Source organism: Gaoshiqia hydrogeniformans, assembly GCF_049347105.1.
GTDB lineage: Bacteria > Bacteroidota > Bacteroidia > Bacteroidales > Prolixibacteraceae > Gaoshiqia > Gaoshiqia hydrogeniformans.
This window is the reverse complement of record NZ_CP186334.1, coordinates 5,096,552-5,112,273: the sequence shown is the minus strand read 5'-3', so window position 1 is coordinate 5,112,273 and position 15,722 is coordinate 5,096,552. Positions and strand designations below refer to the sequence as shown.

The window sequence follows — 15,722 nt, the reverse complement described above, 5'->3', positions numbered from 1 at the left end:
GGCTGAATTACAGAGACGACCAATCTTCTGTTAAAAGATTAATGCTTCGGATGAAGCGGTTTATACAATTTTGATTAGTTTAGATTCCAATGCGTATAACGGAATGATCAGGGAGCGCATTGGTTTCTTTCTGAGAACATTTCTTAATGGTTTTGATTATGAGAACAGGGGTGAGGATTTTATGGTTGTTTATTGGAATGGCCCTGCTGTTTAGCTGTCTGCCTGATAAAACAAAGGTGATATCAAACCCGGTATTACCGGGAGATAACCCAAATCCTTCGGTCATAAAAATAGGTGACAGTTATTACGCGTCGACGACCAGCAACGAATGGTCGCCCTTGTTCCCCATCTACAAATCAAACGATTTGCTTCATTGGGAATTGATTTCGTATGTATTTCCCGGCGGAGCGCCTGATTGGGCCCAGAATAACTTTTGGGCGCCTGAATTAAGTTATGACGAAAAGCAACAAAAATTATATGTGTATTATACCGGACGGGTGAAGCGTACAAATAAAGTTACCATTGCTGTAGCCAGCGCCGATAGCCCGGAAGGACCGTTTTACGACCAGGGGCCATTGAAATTTGATGTCGAAGAAACCATTGATCCGTTCGAAGTGCGGGACGAAAACGGCAATTTGTACCTGATTTGGAAAGAAATTTATTTTCGGGGACGGCCGGCTGTTATTTGTGCCCAGGCTATAAGCGAAGACCGGACTACCCTGATTGGCCCCAAACATGAGCTTATCCGGAATGATCAGGAGTGGGAAGAACACATTGTTGAAGGTCCGTCGGTTTTCAGGAAAGATGATTATTTCTATCTCCTGTATTCGGCAGGTAATTGTTGCGACCGGGCATGTAATTATAAAATAGGGGTGGCCCGGGCTAAAAATTTGCTTGGGCCATGGGAAAAGTACGACGCAAATCCGGTGCTGAGAGACAATGATGACTGGAAATGCCCGGGGACAGGGAATGTGGTGAAAAAGAACAAGGATTATTATTTGCTTTTTCATGCTTATAAAACCGATGGAGGCGATTATGTCGGGCGCGAAGGACTGTTGGAGAAAATCCATTGGACCGACGATGGTTGGCCACGCTTTGAACCGTCGAACCTGATTAACATCCAAAAAAGTAAAATTGATTATGTGGACGACTTTACGCGGGCATTAGCCCCGGTTTGGCAATGGCGGGCAACACAACAACTCAGTTATGCAACCGGCGAAAACGGATTGATGCTGGCGGCATCTGTGGAAAATGATTTGTTGGGAAGCCTGTTGGGGCAACCGGTAAGGTCGAAAAATTTTGAAATAACGGCAACCATTGATTTGAACCTGACCGGACACAAGGTGAACGGCGGGATTGTGCTGATTGGTGCAACCAATAATGGTTTTGGTGCGCCGGTTGCCGGGATTGGAATTTCTGCCGGGCAGGATTTAATCGAAGTTTGGAGGACCTGCGCAAATGAGACGAATATTTACGAAGCAGTCCCCTCGACAACATACGGCGACCTGATTGAATTAAAAATGGAAATTAGAAATGGCGATTTGTTGCAGTTTTCGGTGTTTAACGGACAGAACTGGGAAATAATTGCCGATTCGATTGATGCTTCAGCTTACGTTCCCTGGGGCATGGGCTTCAGGTGGGGACTGGCCGCCAAAGGCGAAGCAAACGAGTTTGTCAATATCCGGCAGGTTCGCCTGACCAACAGACAACCGGTTTCTGAGAGGAACGAAAATTGAATATTTGTGTTTAACGAACTAACAATAACGATTGGTTGACGACGGCACCTGAAAATATAGACAGGCAATTGCTTAAAAGGTTGAAAGGAGGTGATATGAACGCGTTTCAACTGGTGTTTGCTGCATACAGTCAAAATCTTTTGCATTTTACTTTTTCGTACCTGAAAGATCAGTACGAAGCAGAAGAAATTGTCCAGGATGTATTTCTTCGGATTTGGGAAATCAGGAAAGATATTGACGAGGAAAAATCATTTAAAAGTTTTATTTACCGCATGACCGTGAATAAAGTATTCAATCACCTTAAACATCAGGTTGTCCGGAAAAAATATGAAGCTTATCTGAGCCAGTCAGTTCAGTCGTTTGACGAAAGCCCCGAAGCCCGGTTACATTATCAGGAACTGGAAGAAAAGATCCGGGGCATTCTTCAAAAACTTCCGGAACAGCAACGCAACATATTTCAAATGAGCCGGATGGATGGACTTTCGAATTCGGAAATCTCGGACAAGCTGGAGTTGTCGATTCGTACCGTTGAAAATCAGATCTACCGGGCGAATAAATTTCTGAAAGAACAGATGAAAAATGAATACCTGTATATTTTGTTTTTCCTCAGCGCTTTTTTATAAGATGAATGCAACACGCCGGAACAATCCGGTCTCTGAATTTTTACGTAACCGAATGAGTAGTAGGGCTGACATTAATTGTATTTAAAGTGAAATGAAAAACAGACAAAATATTGTATCAAAATTTGACGACTTGCTTGAGAAATTTCAGGCAGGAGAATGTTCGTTAACCGAATTATACGAGCTTCAGGTATATTTTCAGGAAGAAGACCTGTCGCGTATCCTCAGGGACGAAATGTCGGGCAGGCTGGAGCAGGAATCGGCGTCGTCTTCGGTCGTGTTCAACAGTGAGCAGCTTTTTCAGAAACTGGAACAACAGATCAGCCTGGATAAACGGCAGCGTAAGGTTCGGAGGCTGATCGTTGAACTGAACAGGATACGTGTTGCGGCAATTATTATTTTCTCTTTTTTATTGGGAGGAACCGCTGTTTTCTTCCTGAGTGATCCGTTAAATGAGGAGGAGGTCGAATCATTCTGCGAGGTAGTTGCGCCGCTTGGAGCTAAATCCAGGGTAATCCTGCCCGATAATTCCGTTGTCTGGTTAAATGCCGGCAGCAAACTGAGGTATTCAACCAACTTCAATAAAAATGACCGGAATTTGAGCCTGGAAGGCGAAGCTTATTTCCAGGTCACCAAGAATAAGCTTCTTCCTTTTGTGGTTGATGCTTTTGGATTTCAGGTGAAAGCAATCGGCACCGAGTTCAATGTGAAAGCTTATGAAGAAGATCCCACCATCGAAGCGACCCTGATTGAAGGAAAAGCCGTGTTGGCTCACCGAACGGAATTGATTACGAGCGACGTTTGTTTAGGTCCCAGGTATAAGGCGACCTTTTATCGGCAGGACGCCGGATTTGAGATCAAGACCGGGCAACCGAGGCTGGTAATCAGTCCGAATACCGATCTGCGTCCGTTAATCTCGTGGAAAGATGATCGGTTTTTCTTTAGAAGCGAGTCATTGAATAATCAGGAAAGTCACCGGGATCCGGATGTAATCCATCAGGCTGTTCCCGGTTTCAGCAGCATAATACCGGACAAAAAAAGACTCGCCGGTATAATTTGCTCCCGGATATTTTAAATGCAACAGATATTGTAATTGTCTCTTAAAACTAAAAAATGAAACGAACCAGCCTGTACCTGACTGTATTATTAACGGCGCTGATTAGCTATTCGGCTGGTGATGCCGGAAAGAAAGATCGTGGAACAACCGTTGTTTCCCGTCCCGAGTTAAAACAGCAAAACGATTTTTATTTAAGTAACCGGGCCCCTTTGCAGCCGGCCCATTTTATTAAACTTCCTCTAGGAAGCATTCAGCCTGAAGGTTGGATCCTGAAATTGATGGAATTGCAAAAAGACGGTTTGTGCGGTCACCTGGGCGAAATCAGCGCCTGGCTCGAAAAAGACAACAATGCCTGGCTGTCGGAAGGGGGAGACCACGGTTGGGAAGAAGTTCCTTACTGGTTGCGCGGTTATGCCGATATGGCTTTCATTTTTAACGATGAGAAAATGAAAAAGGAAGCGATGGTCTGGATTGAGGCCATTCTGAACAGTCAAAAAGAAAATGGCTGGTTTGGCCCCGAAGTCCGTTCGGGAAATGGTAATCTCGATTACTGGTCGAACATGATTGCGCTTTTCACCCTGCAAAATTATTATGAATACGCCGGAGACCAGCGGGTGATTGATTTTATGACCCGGTATTTTCAATTCGAAATGACTGTTCCGGATAATGAATTTTTGTCGAGTTATTGGGAAAACAGCCGGGGAGGAGACAACCTCTACAGCGTTTACTGGTTCTATAACCACACCGGAGAACCCTTTTTGCTGGAACTGGCCGAAAAGATCCACCGGAATACCGCCGACTGGACCCGGAAATCAACCTTACCCAACTGGCACAATGTAAATATTGCACAATGTTTTCGCGAACCGGCTACCTGGTTTTTACAATCGGGCGATTCGTCCCACCTGGAGGCAACCTACCATGTTCATGATCTGATCCGTCGAACCTTCGGACAAGTGCCGGGCGGTATGTTCGGCTCCGACGAAAATTCCCGCTTGGGCTATATCGATCCGCGTCAGGGAACAGAAACCTGCGGTTTTGCCGAACAAATGACTTCCAACGGGATCATGACACGACTTACCGGCGACCCGCTCTGGGCCGATCATTGCGAGGATGTCCTCTTCAATAGTTTCACGGCTGCTTTTACGCCTGATATGAAAGCATTACGCTACATCACTTGCCCGAACGGAGTGACTGCCGATGCCGAAAATCATCATCCGGGAATTGATAACAGCGGCCCGTTCCTCACCATGAACCCCTTTAGCAGCCGTTGCTGCCAGCATAACCACGGACATGCGCTTCCTTATTATCTGCAAAACCTGGTGATGGCCAGTAACGACAATGGTTTGGCAGCAACCATGTACAACTCGTGCAAAACAACGGCGAAAGTAGGAGACGGGACCGAAGTAACATTAGTGGAGGAAACCCGCTATCCGTTTGAAGAACAGGTGCGCTTCACCCTTCAGGCACAAAAAAAGGTGTCGTTCCCGCTTTACCTGCGCGTTCCCGGATGGTGTAACAATGCTTCGGTTACACTGAACGGCAAGAATCTGAAAATAAAAGCAAGCCCGGGCGCTTATATCCGGCTCGAACGTGAGTGGGCCGACGGCGACCGCTTAGTCCTGAATTTGCCGATGAAACTGTCGTCGCGTACCTGGCAGGTCAACCAGAACAGTGTTTCGGTTGATTACGGGCCGCTGACCTTTTCCCTGAAGATAGATGAAGAGTATACGAAGATCAGCAGTACTCAGTCGGCAATCGGCGATTCCAAATGGCAGGCAGATGCCGACCCGGAGAAATGGCCGGCTTACACCATCGACCCGAAAAGTCCGTGGAATTACGGACTGATCCTGGATAAAAACAATCTTTCAGCTTCATTGAAAATTGTCCGAAAACCCTGGCCTTCCGATCATTATCCCTTTTCTCACGGGAATACGCCTATCGAGCTTCAGGCTAAAGGACGCCGGATTCCTTCATGGGGGATTGACCGGTACGGCCTGGTCGATATTCTTCCGGCATATCCGGTAAAAACCAGCGAACCGGTTGAAAATATTACTTTAATCCCGATGGGGGCAGCGCGGTTAAGAGTTTCGGCTTTTCCCGCTTTAACGGAATAACGGATACGAAGCATAAATACAAATCCGTATATTTCGAATACCGTGTCTGTCCGTCCGGAATATATGGATTTTAAAATAATCCGCCGTTAACCTGGCAACGGGCACAGGCTGTTTTCAAAATGAATTAACTATGAATCGTTTAATCTGTTCATTCCTGTTGTTGTGTTTTGTATCAGGCGTTCATGCTCAATCGGTTGATAACCAGTTTAAACGCCCGCTGAAACATGTTTTGAGTGACATCGAATCCCGTTTTGGGGTGCAGTTTCAATATGCAGACAAGCTGGCCGATACCTTGATGGTGGACTATGCCCAATGGCGTTTCAGGCACGATCTGAACGAAACACTGCACCAGGTGCTGACACCCTTAAATTTGGTTTTTACCAGGGATGAAGATGGCTCATACCGGATTGAACCATTCCGCTATCATGTCAGGCCGGTGGAGGAAGGCCGGTTACACCTGCAAAAACTGGCGGAGCTGGCTTCTGATCTTCCATCCTGGGAAAGACGTAAGGAAGCGTTGAGATCCTGTATCTTTAAAGCTTTGGACTTGTCTCCCTTACCGGAGAAAAATTCCTTGAACCCGATTTATACTCCCAAAGAAATCATGAATGGTTACACCGTCGAACAGGTGGCCATCGAAACGCTTCCAGGCGTGTTTCTCAGTGGTAGTTTATACAAACCGGCAAAAATCAAAAAACGTCATCCGGCCGTTTTACTCGCCCAGGGACATGGAGAGGCCCAGCATTATCACGAAAGTTCACAGAGGTTGGCTGCCTCGCTGGCACGCATGGGGGCAGTGGTGTTTAGTTACGATATGTTTGCCAAAGGCGAATCCGGCTTGCAGTTCGCCTTCGACGATCACCGCACCGGTATGGCGCAAACCATGCAAACCTGGAACAGCATCAGGGCTCTTGATTTTTTGTATTTTTTACCGGAGGTGGATGCCGGAAAAATTGCGATGACCGGAGCGTCAGGAGGAGGGACACAAACGTTTCTGCTGGCTGCCCTGGACGACCGGATTGCGGTGAGCGCTCCGGTCGTGATGGTTTCTTCGTGGTTTTACGGTGGCTGTCCCTGCGAAAGCGGTATGCCTGTTCATGCCTGCGGTGAATGGGGGACCAATAATGCCGAGTTGGCCGCGATGGTTTCGCCCAAACCGCTTCTCATCGTATCGGATGGCGGTGACTGGACCGCCCGCGTTCCCGAGGTGGAATTCCCGTATATTCAACAGATTTATGGATTGTATGGACGTGTTGATCTGATTGAAAATGCTCATTTTCAGGATGAAAAACACGACTACGGACCATCAAAACGAAAGGCTGTGTATTCATTTCTCGCAAAACATATGGGATTGGAGTTAACCCGGATCCAGGATAAAAGAGGGAATGTTAATGAATCCGGAATTACCATCCAGACACGTGAACAAATGCTGGTGTTTGGAAAAAACGGGGAGAAGCTTCCTGCCCATGCCATTTCCGGAATCGACGAATTGAAAAGATTGCTGACAGATAAACGTTAAATGATAACTGAATGAAGAAAATCAACATGAGCGCCGCAATTATTCTTTTAATTTTTGCTTTCACGAGTTGCGGTAAAGCAGAAGGTGTAAAAAATAAGAAAGTCGAGACAACTTTCACCAACCCCGTTTGGGACGGAGCTGATCCTTGGCTGACCCGGCAGGGAGACGAGTATGTTTATTGTTATTCGGCGAACAACAGTATTGTTGTTTCGCGTTCAAAATACATGACTAAAAAAGGCGAATTGAAACGGATTTGGCAGGCTCCCGCAACCGGGTGGAACAGCCACAGCGTCTGGGCGCCTGAAATTCATTTTATCGACGGTCGCTGGTATGTTTATTATGCGGCCGGCAGTACGGCCGGTTCGCCCTTTATCAACCAGCGTACCGGGGTTCTGCGTTCCAAAACAGCTGACGTTTTCAGCGATTACGAAGATATGGGCATATTGTACACCGGCGACAATCCGGATGAACCGAACAGCAACGTTTGGGCCATTGATATGACTGTTTTGGAACACAAAGGTAAACTCTTCGCTGTTTGGTCGGGATGGTTAGAACAGAAAGACACCGATGCCACGCCTCAGCACTTGTATATCCAGGAAATGGAAAATCCTTACACCTTGAAAGGAACACGGGTGTTGCTTTCCTCGCCGCAGGAAAACTGGGAAACGGGCGGTCCGCTGAATCTGAACGAAGGACCGCAAATTCTGAAAAACGGAGAAAACGTTTTTATCATCTATTCGTGCCGCGAGTCGTGGCTGGTTGAATACCGTCAGGGAATGTTACAACTGAATGATCCGGATGGAAATTTGCTCGATCCGGCCAACTGGACAAAAAAAGGACCGGTTTTTCAGGGAAATTCCCAGGTTTACGGGGTCGGGCATTGTTCATTTGTCAAATCGCCTGATCAAACTGAAGACTGGATTATTTATCACTCCAAAAAAGATACGAACCCGGGTTGGAACCGCGATGTGCGTATGCAACCCTTCACCTGGAATGCCGATGGAACGCCCAACTTTGGAACCGCCATTCCGGCCGGAACCGCCATGAAGCGTCCTTCGGGTGAGGTGGAAATTGAAGAAGCTGAATCGGACGCTTCTTATTAAACCTAAAATAGCAAACTTATGAAGAGGCGAAATTTTTTACAAACAGTTTCAGGAGGTGCGGCTGCTGCTTACTTGACGGCTAATCCCCTGATTGGTTTTTCTTCGGCCCGCTCAGTACAAGACAGCGAGCTTAGTTATCATACGGTTGAAAAGGTAATAACCAAAAAAGTCAGGATTCAATACCCCCGTTTTGTCAGTAAAAATGCAATCCGGGGAAATCACGGCTGGGGCTACGACGAAACCATTTGCGAACTGGTAACCAACCAGGGGGCTAAAGGCTGGGGGGTTACCCTTTGGGGCCGTTCGGCCGATGAAGCTTCTGCTTACCTGGTTGGCAAAAAACTGTCTGACTTGTTTGCACCGGAGCTTGGATTGATTGATCCGAAAGGTGCTTATGCCGACATTGCCCTCCACGACCTGGCCGGTAAAATTTTGAACAAGCCGGTGTACGGGCTGATGGGAGCAACGGAGCCCGAAACGGCGGTTTGCTACAGCGGGATGATTTATTTTGATGATTTAACGCCGTTTTATAACCAACCGATGGGGATAGATATCATCCTGAAAGAGTGTCAGTTCGATTATGACCTGGGCTATCGCCAGTTTAAGCTGAAAATTGGCCGGGGCAACAAATGGATGCCCAAAGCGGCCGGGATTCAGCGGGATATTGAAGTCACCAAATTGGTAGCCGAAGCTTTTCCCGATTGTGACATTCTGGTAGATGGAAACGACGGTTATCCTCTCGACGATTTTGAACAGTATCTGAAAGGAATTGAAGGGGTCAAACTTTTTTGGATTGAAGAACCATTCCGCGAAACCATTGAAGATTACACCAAGCTGAGGGCCCTGCTGAAAAAGCTAGGGATAGAAACACTTTTAGCCGATGGCGAAGCATCGCCCGATCAGGATTTTTTGCAGCAGTTAATGGAGTTGAAGCTGATGGATGTTCATTTGACCGACATTCAGGATATTGGCTATACCGGCTGGCGTAAGCTGATGCCCGAACTGAAACGGCTCAATGTGTTTGCTTCGCCTCATGCCTGGGGCTCGCAAATTAAAACCAATGCCGTGGCTCATTTAACCGGGGCATACGGGAATACGGTCACCATCGAAGGGGTCACCTGTATTTCGGATGATGTGGATCTGGGTGATTACCGCCTGGTGAACGGCAAGTTAATTCCTTCTTCTGCACCCGGTTTTGGAATGACACTTTATAAATAGATGAAAATGATACGTACGATGAACTTAAAATCACTGATTCTGATCGTATTTGCAGGCCTTTGCTTTTTTTCCTGTAAACCAAAGCCTGAAACGTTACAAGTCGGAAATCCCCTGCCGGTCGAATTCGGGGATCCTTACATCCTGAAAGCATCCGATGGTATGTATTATATGATCGGTACCGGCGGGGTGAAAGACGGATTTAAAATGTATTCATCTGCCAACCTGAAAGACTGGAACGACGAAGGCCGGATTTACCAGGGAAATACCGGTGAATCGTGGGGTATTGCCAACTTTTGGGCTCCTGAATTGTACGAAATCGATGGTCAGTATTACCTGCTCTTCAGCGCCGACTGGCGCGAAAATCCCACCAACGAGCTGGAAAATTTTCGCATTGGCGTGGCAGTTTCCGAAACCCCGACGGGACCGTATACTGATTTATACAACCGTCCGGTTTTTGATCCCGGTTATCCGGTAATCGACGGCAACCTGCTGTTTGATGATGGCAAAGTGTACTTGTACTATTCACGCTGTTGTTATAAAAACCCGGTGGAAAGCGAAGTAGCCGACTGGGCCCGCCAACAAGGCATGTTCGATGAAATTGAAGAAAGCTGGGTGTATGGCGTTGAAATAAAACCTGATTTTTCGGGAATCATTGGCGAGCCCGAATTGTTGCTGCGCCCTCCTGTAAGCATGGACGACAGGCAGGCTGAGTGGGAAAGCCGGTCAGTTACCTCGGGCGAAGTGAACCGGCGATGGACCGAAGGTTCGTACATTTTTAAAGAAAAAGATACCTATTACATGATGTATTCTGCCAACTTTTTTGGCGGTCAAAATTACGCGGTAGGTTATGCGACTTCCAGATCGCCTATGGGGCCATTTCAAAAAGCCGATAACAACCCGGTTTTGGAGAAAAATGCAGAACAGGGAGGCATTGTAACCGGCACCGGCCATAATATGGTTACACCTGCTCCTGATGGGAAAAGCATGCTTTGTGTTTATCATGGCCGTACTTCAAAAACAGGCGACAACCGGGTGGTCTTTATCGATCCAATGGAAGTGACGGAAGACGGGAAATTAGTTGTACACGGTCCGACAACAAAATACGACTCACAACAGAACCGCTAGGCATTCCGCTTTTATTTTAAGATTCCAAAAATATCATCACAAAGAGGGAGAATACCGTACGGTAACTCCCTCTTTCAATAAAAATATCGCTATAAAATGGGATTGTGACCCTAAAGTGGATGGGGTATTTTTGTTTTTCAGAAATTGAAAGCAGAAATATGAAAACAAGTATAATTGCCTTTTTGTTGGTATTAGCAAACATGGCTAACAGCTATGCCCACTACATGTGGCTGGAAACACCGGCCGCAGGAAAATTAAATACCAGACATGACGTGAAAATACGATTTGGCGAATATACTTACGGGCTGATTGAAAAAGTTTCGGACGAGGCATTTCAGCGTGTTCGTAATTTTGATGTTTGGCTGGTGGATCCGGACGGGAAAAAGAGCAGGCTTGACATTTCTCCCGGCGAGGACTATTACCTGGCTTCATTTGTTCCCGGGAAGAAAGGGACCTACACGCTTGCATTGGATAACAAAAACATGGAAGTGCTTGATTACCGGCAATATGACCTGGGAGTGATGAAACCGCAATATCATGCCAAAGCCAAAGTTGTCGTTGGTGAAACATTTCTCCCGGTAAAATCAACCAATCCCGGGGGAATTGAAATCATCGATTACAGCGATCGTTCGTACCGCGTGAATGGCGAAGTAAAACTTCAGGTGTTGTTTAAAGGAGAGGTATTGCCCAAAAACGAAGTGAGCATATATATTCCCGATTTGTGGGCCAAAAAAGTGTGGACTGACGAAAACGGAATGATTACGTTCAACTTACCGTGGAATCAGATGTACACGGTTGAAGCCATTTATCATGAAAACACGCCGGGAAGTTTTCAGCAACAAGCATATGAATATATCTGGCATTGTGCAAGCTGGTGCATGACGCCTTCGGTAAATTAATTCTGAAGAAGATGATTGAATTAACAGTTGACGCTCTGAAAAAAGAGACCATCATTAATCTTAAACCGGGAGAAAGAGGAATTATCCGAAACTTCGCTGTTGATTTGATTCCGGTAAAACTCCAGGAAATGGGTTGCCTGCCGGGAAACGAGGTGCAATTAATTCAGTTGGCTCCGTTTCGCGACCCGCTGTTTTTGAATATCAACGGGAACCGTCTGGCCATCCGAAAAGAAACAGCTGCCTTAATAGAAATTTCAAAAGTTTCGTGAAAACAGAATGGGTAAACAACTCAACGTAGCGCTTATTGGAAACCCGAATACCGGGAAAACATCCCTGTTTAATCAGTTAACCGGCTTAAATCAGAAAGTCGGAAATTATCCCGGGATCACGGTCGAAAAAAAGGAGGGAACCTGTAAATTACCAAACGGGTCAAAAGCCCATATCATCGACCTGCCCGGAACTTACAGCTTGAATGCTTCGTCGGCCGACGAACAACTGGTCGTTGAGCTTTTACTCAATAAAAATCACCGGGATTATCCTGATCTGGCGGTGGTTGTTACCGAAGTGGAGAACCTCAAGCGCAATTTAATCCTCTTTACGCAAATAAAAGACCTTCAGATTCCGGCGATCCTGGTGGTAAACATGGCCGACCAGATGGAACGACGCGGAATCTCGATCGATGTGGATTTGCTCGAAAAAAAATTTCGGACAAAAGTGGCTGTCGTCAGCTCCCGAAAAAATACCGGGATCGATTATCTGAAAAAATTAATAGAAACCTATCGGGATCTGCCTGTTTCACCCTGTTTGTGTGTCAGGGATATTGATCCCCTGTATTTTGACCGCCTGCAAAAGGCATTTCCGGGGCAGGAGCTATATCCCCTTTGGTTGGTTGTTTCGCAATCGGCACAGCTGGAAAAGATTGATGAGAATCTCAAAAAAGTACATGAATTTTCAGAAAAAAACACCGCTGAAATACGACGGTTACAGCAGAAAGAAACGATTGCCCGCTACCTGTTTATCAATCGTTTTCTAAAAGATGCTTACCGGGTCGATGTTTCGGCGGCAACGGATTGGAGATCGGCGCTTGACCGTATTTTAACCCACAAAGTAGGGGGCTACCTGGTGTTTTTTGCCGTAATGCTGCTCATGTTCCAGGCGATATATAACTGGAGCAGCGTCCCGATGGATTTTATCGATGAGTCGTTTGCTTTCTTCAGCGAGTGGACCGGGACCCATTTACCCGCGGGCGCCTTTACCAGCCTTCTTGCCGAAGGAGTGATTCCCGGCGTGGGGGGAATTGTGATTTTTGTCCCGCAGATTGCATTTCTTTTTCTGTTTATTTCCCTCTTGGAGGAAAGCGGTTATATGAGCCGGATCGTTTTTTTGATGGACCACATTATGCGGCGGTTTGGGCTTAGCGGGAAAAGTGTGGTACCGCTGATCTCAGGAACAGCCTGTGCTATCCCGGCCGTTATGGCTACACGGAACATCGAAAACTGGAAGGAACGGTTGATTACCGTCCTGGTCACTCCTTTTACTACCTGCTCGGCGCGTTTGCCGGTTTACCTCATCATCATTGCTTTGGTGATTCCCGACCGGAGTGTCGGAGGCTTTAATCTTCAGGGTTTAACGCTGATGTCGCTGTATTTGGCAGGTTTTGGGATGGCTGTTTTTTCGGCTTACCTGTTAGATAAAATCATAAAAAACAAAACCCGTACATTTTTCGTGATTGAAATGCCGGCATATAAGCTACCCTTGTTTAAAAATGTGCTGTTCACCGTCATTGAAAAGACGAAAAGCTTTGTTTGGGTAGCAGGAAAAATTATACTGGCCATTTCGATCGTCTTGTGGTTTCTGGCATCCAACGGCTATTCGGACGAATTTCACCGGGCCGATGAAATTGTCCGGTTGCAACCCGGTAATAGTCAGCTTAGCGAACAGGAAATGCAAACAGCCATCGCTTCGTTTCAGTTGCGCCACTCCTATATCGGAGTTATTGGCCGGGCTATCGAACCGGTTATACGGCCTTTGGGCTACGATTGGAAAATCGGGATTGCCCTGGTTAGCTCATTTGCGGCCCGCGAAATTTTTGTAGGGACGCTGGCCACCATTTACAGCGTGGGAAGCGACGAAGAAGGAACCATAAAAGAACGAATGTCAACCGATATGAACCACATAACCGGAGAGAAATTATTCAACTTTCCAACCGGCATTTCGTTATTGCTCTTTTACGCCTTTGCCCTGCAGTGTATGAGTACAATGGCGATTGTAAAAAAAGAAACCAACAGTTGGAAATGGCCGTTAATCCAATTGATGTTTATGAGCGGTTTTGCTTATCTTGTTGCCATGACGGCGTATCAGTTGTTAAAATAATGGTGGAGGAGAATTTGAAAACGGATTGACCGATGAAGGATATACAGGAAATAATGGTTTACCTGGCGGTTGCCGCCGCTGTATTTTTTTTAATCAAAAAGTACTTGTTTAAAAAGAAAAACAAAAAAAGCCGCGCGTGTGGCGGTACTGATTGCGGTTGTCATTAGTTTTTCTATTATTTTGGCGGCTTTAACTCCGATGTTGATGAAAGAATACCGACAGGAACCGGCGCCAATGGATAATTTTGTCTCTTTTGAAAAGTTATTCCGATTGTATTATCCCCGGCTGAAGAAATATGCTTATTCTTTTCTTCACGATACGGGAGAAGCTGACGATCTGATCCAGGATGTCTTTTTTCAGTTCTGGAAAGACAGACATTTACTGAACAGCGAGCAAAACATCTCTTCTTTTATCTTCACCATGCTTCGAAACAGGTGCGTCAATGTTTTGAAAAGGAGAATTGTTGAAAATAAATATTTGCTGCATCAAGCGTCTGTCCGTTCCGAAGAGTTATACCATATCAGTTTTGAGAACGATGGCGAGTTTGTTGCTGTCAGAGAATTACTGCACAACGAGCTTTTAAAATTAACCGATGAAATGCCCGAAAAATGCGGGAAAGCATTCCGCTTAAAGTGGATGGAAGGGAAAAAGATCAGAGAGATTGCTGAAATCATGAATATTTCCATGTCAATGGTCGAACGCCACCTGGCTAAAGGTTTAGAGATCGCAAAAAAAAGGCTGAATCCTGATCTGTTCTTACTTTTTCTGATTCTTCGAAAAAACTGATTCGTCGTCGGTTTACACTTTCCCGGCTTTTCACGCGCTTTGACCTGTTTAAGCGACCGGTGCACGGATAAAAAAAATAAAAAAAATCAATTTTAAGGTTGGGAAAACTGAATCCATCTTGTATAACTTCATGAATGTAATCAACAAGATGGATAAAAGTCAAAAATATCGTGAATGGACTTTTCGGTTTCTTCAGGGGAGTTTGCCGGAAGAACAGGAGTTCGAACTCTGTGAAGCAATCAAAAACGGAGATTATCCGAAAGAACTGTTTCTCAAAAATCAGGACGAGCTGTCAGAAAACCTGATCAGCAGCATAAATCTGCAACAGGATACCACCTGGGAATCATTGAAAAATCGAATTGAAGCAAAACAAAAGCCGGTTCGGCCGATTCAACGCCGCCTGAACCAAGGCCGTTTTATTGCCATTGCCGCTGCTTTTGTCATGGGTGTGCTGATCTCGGGCGCTTTTTATTTTCTTCGCTCAGATTTTTATTCCAACCAGATGCAGGCTCAGGTTCAGGAAATTACCATTCCTTATGGCGCCAAAACAAAAATCAACCTGCCCGACGGGTCAACAGCCTGGCTAAACTCCGGATCAAAACTGGTTTATCCGGTGATATTTACCGGGAAACGCGACGTCATCCTCGAAGGCGAAGCTTTTTTTGAGGTGGTAAAAGGGAAAAACCCATTTATTGTTTCTACAGAATTCGGACAAGTACAGGTACTCGGTACATCATTTAATGTCAAAGCATTTTCAAATGAAGAATTCCAGGCAACCTTGCTTGAAGGGTCGGTACAACTGACCGGCTTTGGCGAGAACCCGGTTTTTCTGAAACCCGGCGAACAGGCGTCGTTTGACGCTAATGCAGGACTTGCCGTCAAACAGGTGAATACCGAATTATATACCTCGTGGAAAGACGGTAAACTGATATTTTACCGGGAACCCTTTGCCAAGGTTGCTTTGAGTCTGGAACGCTGGTATAACGTGAAACTGGAGATCAATAACGATGAACTAAAAGAACTTTGGTTTACCGGGACCGTTGAAATGGAAACCTTCACCGAATTTATGGAATTGATCAGTAAATCGTTTCCCATCCGGTACACATACGAGCAGCAAACAAGAACACTTACGATAGGAAAGAAATAAAATAACAAATCAATAAAAAATGAGT

Annotated in this window: 13 protein-coding genes; all 13 read left to right on the top strand. The window is 45.9% G+C overall.

What is annotated here, in order from left to right; genetic code table 11:
* Positions 1-158 precede the first annotated feature (158 nt).
* The 13 genes from ACOIT5_RS20295 (at position 159) to ACOIT5_RS20235 (ending at position 15,697) form a co-directional block, all read left to right on the top strand.
* Positions 159-1,736: a family 43 glycosylhydrolase gene (locus ACOIT5_RS20295; RefSeq protein WP_423127992.1), complete on the top strand. Its 1,578-nt coding sequence runs from the start codon at positions 159-161 to the stop codon at positions 1,734-1,736.
* 35 nt (positions 1,737-1,771) lie between these two features.
* Positions 1,772-2,359, top strand: coding sequence for an RNA polymerase sigma factor (locus ACOIT5_RS20290; RefSeq protein ID WP_423127991.1), 588 nt, complete (start codon positions 1,772-1,774; stop codon positions 2,357-2,359).
* 91 nt (positions 2,360-2,450) lie between these two features.
* A complete protein-coding gene (locus ACOIT5_RS20285) occupies positions 2,451-3,431 on the top strand; it encodes a FecR family protein (protein ID WP_423127990.1) in 981 nt (326 codons plus the stop codon).
* Between the two features lie 38 nt (positions 3,432-3,469).
* On the top strand, positions 3,470-5,527 hold the full coding sequence (locus ACOIT5_RS20280; protein ID WP_423127989.1) for a beta-L-arabinofuranosidase domain-containing protein: 2,058 nt from the start codon (positions 3,470-3,472) through the stop codon (positions 5,525-5,527).
* A gap of 130 nt (positions 5,528-5,657) precedes the next feature.
* Positions 5,658-7,046 carry an alpha/beta hydrolase family protein gene (locus ACOIT5_RS20275; protein WP_423127988.1) on the top strand — a complete coding sequence of 463 codons (1,389 nt, stop codon included), beginning with the start codon at positions 5,658-5,660 and terminating at the stop codon, positions 7,044-7,046.
* Positions 7,047-7,057: 11 nt separating this feature from the next.
* A complete protein-coding gene (locus ACOIT5_RS20270) occupies positions 7,058-8,149 on the top strand; it encodes a glycoside hydrolase family 43 protein (RefSeq protein ID WP_423127987.1) in 1,092 nt (363 codons plus the stop codon).
* Positions 8,150-8,167: 18 nt separating this feature from the next.
* Entirely contained in the window at positions 8,168-9,367 is a 1,200-nt protein-coding gene (locus ACOIT5_RS20265; protein ID WP_423127986.1) for an enolase C-terminal domain-like protein, read from the top strand.
* A gap of 18 nt (positions 9,368-9,385) precedes the next feature.
* Positions 9,386-10,492: a glycoside hydrolase family 43 protein gene (locus tag ACOIT5_RS20260; protein ID WP_423127985.1), complete on the top strand. Its 1,107-nt coding sequence runs from the start codon at positions 9,386-9,388 to the stop codon at positions 10,490-10,492.
* Between the two features lie 158 nt (positions 10,493-10,650).
* Positions 10,651-11,391: a DUF4198 domain-containing protein gene (locus tag ACOIT5_RS20255; protein WP_423127984.1), complete on the top strand. Its 741-nt coding sequence runs from the start codon at positions 10,651-10,653 to the stop codon at positions 11,389-11,391.
* Between the two features lie 11 nt (positions 11,392-11,402).
* The gene (locus ACOIT5_RS20250) at positions 11,403-11,660 is read left to right on the top strand and encodes a FeoA family protein (RefSeq protein ID WP_423127983.1); all 258 of its coding nucleotides are present in this window, start codon (positions 11,403-11,405) and stop codon (positions 11,658-11,660) included.
* A gap of 7 nt (positions 11,661-11,667) precedes the next feature.
* Positions 11,668-13,764 (top strand): ferrous iron transport protein B, encoded by a 2,097-nt coding sequence (gene feoB / locus ACOIT5_RS20245; RefSeq protein ID WP_423127982.1) that lies wholly within the window; start codon positions 11,668-11,670, stop codon positions 13,762-13,764.
* Between the two features lie 204 nt (positions 13,765-13,968).
* On the top strand, positions 13,969-14,550 hold the full coding sequence (locus ACOIT5_RS20240; RefSeq protein ID WP_423127981.1) for an RNA polymerase sigma-70 factor: 582 nt from the start codon (positions 13,969-13,971) through the stop codon (positions 14,548-14,550).
* Between the two features lie 148 nt (positions 14,551-14,698).
* Complete coding sequence (locus ACOIT5_RS20235; protein ID WP_423127980.1) at positions 14,699-15,697, top strand: FecR family protein; 999 nt, start codon at positions 14,699-14,701, stop codon at positions 15,695-15,697.
* Positions 15,698-15,722 lie beyond the last annotated feature (25 nt).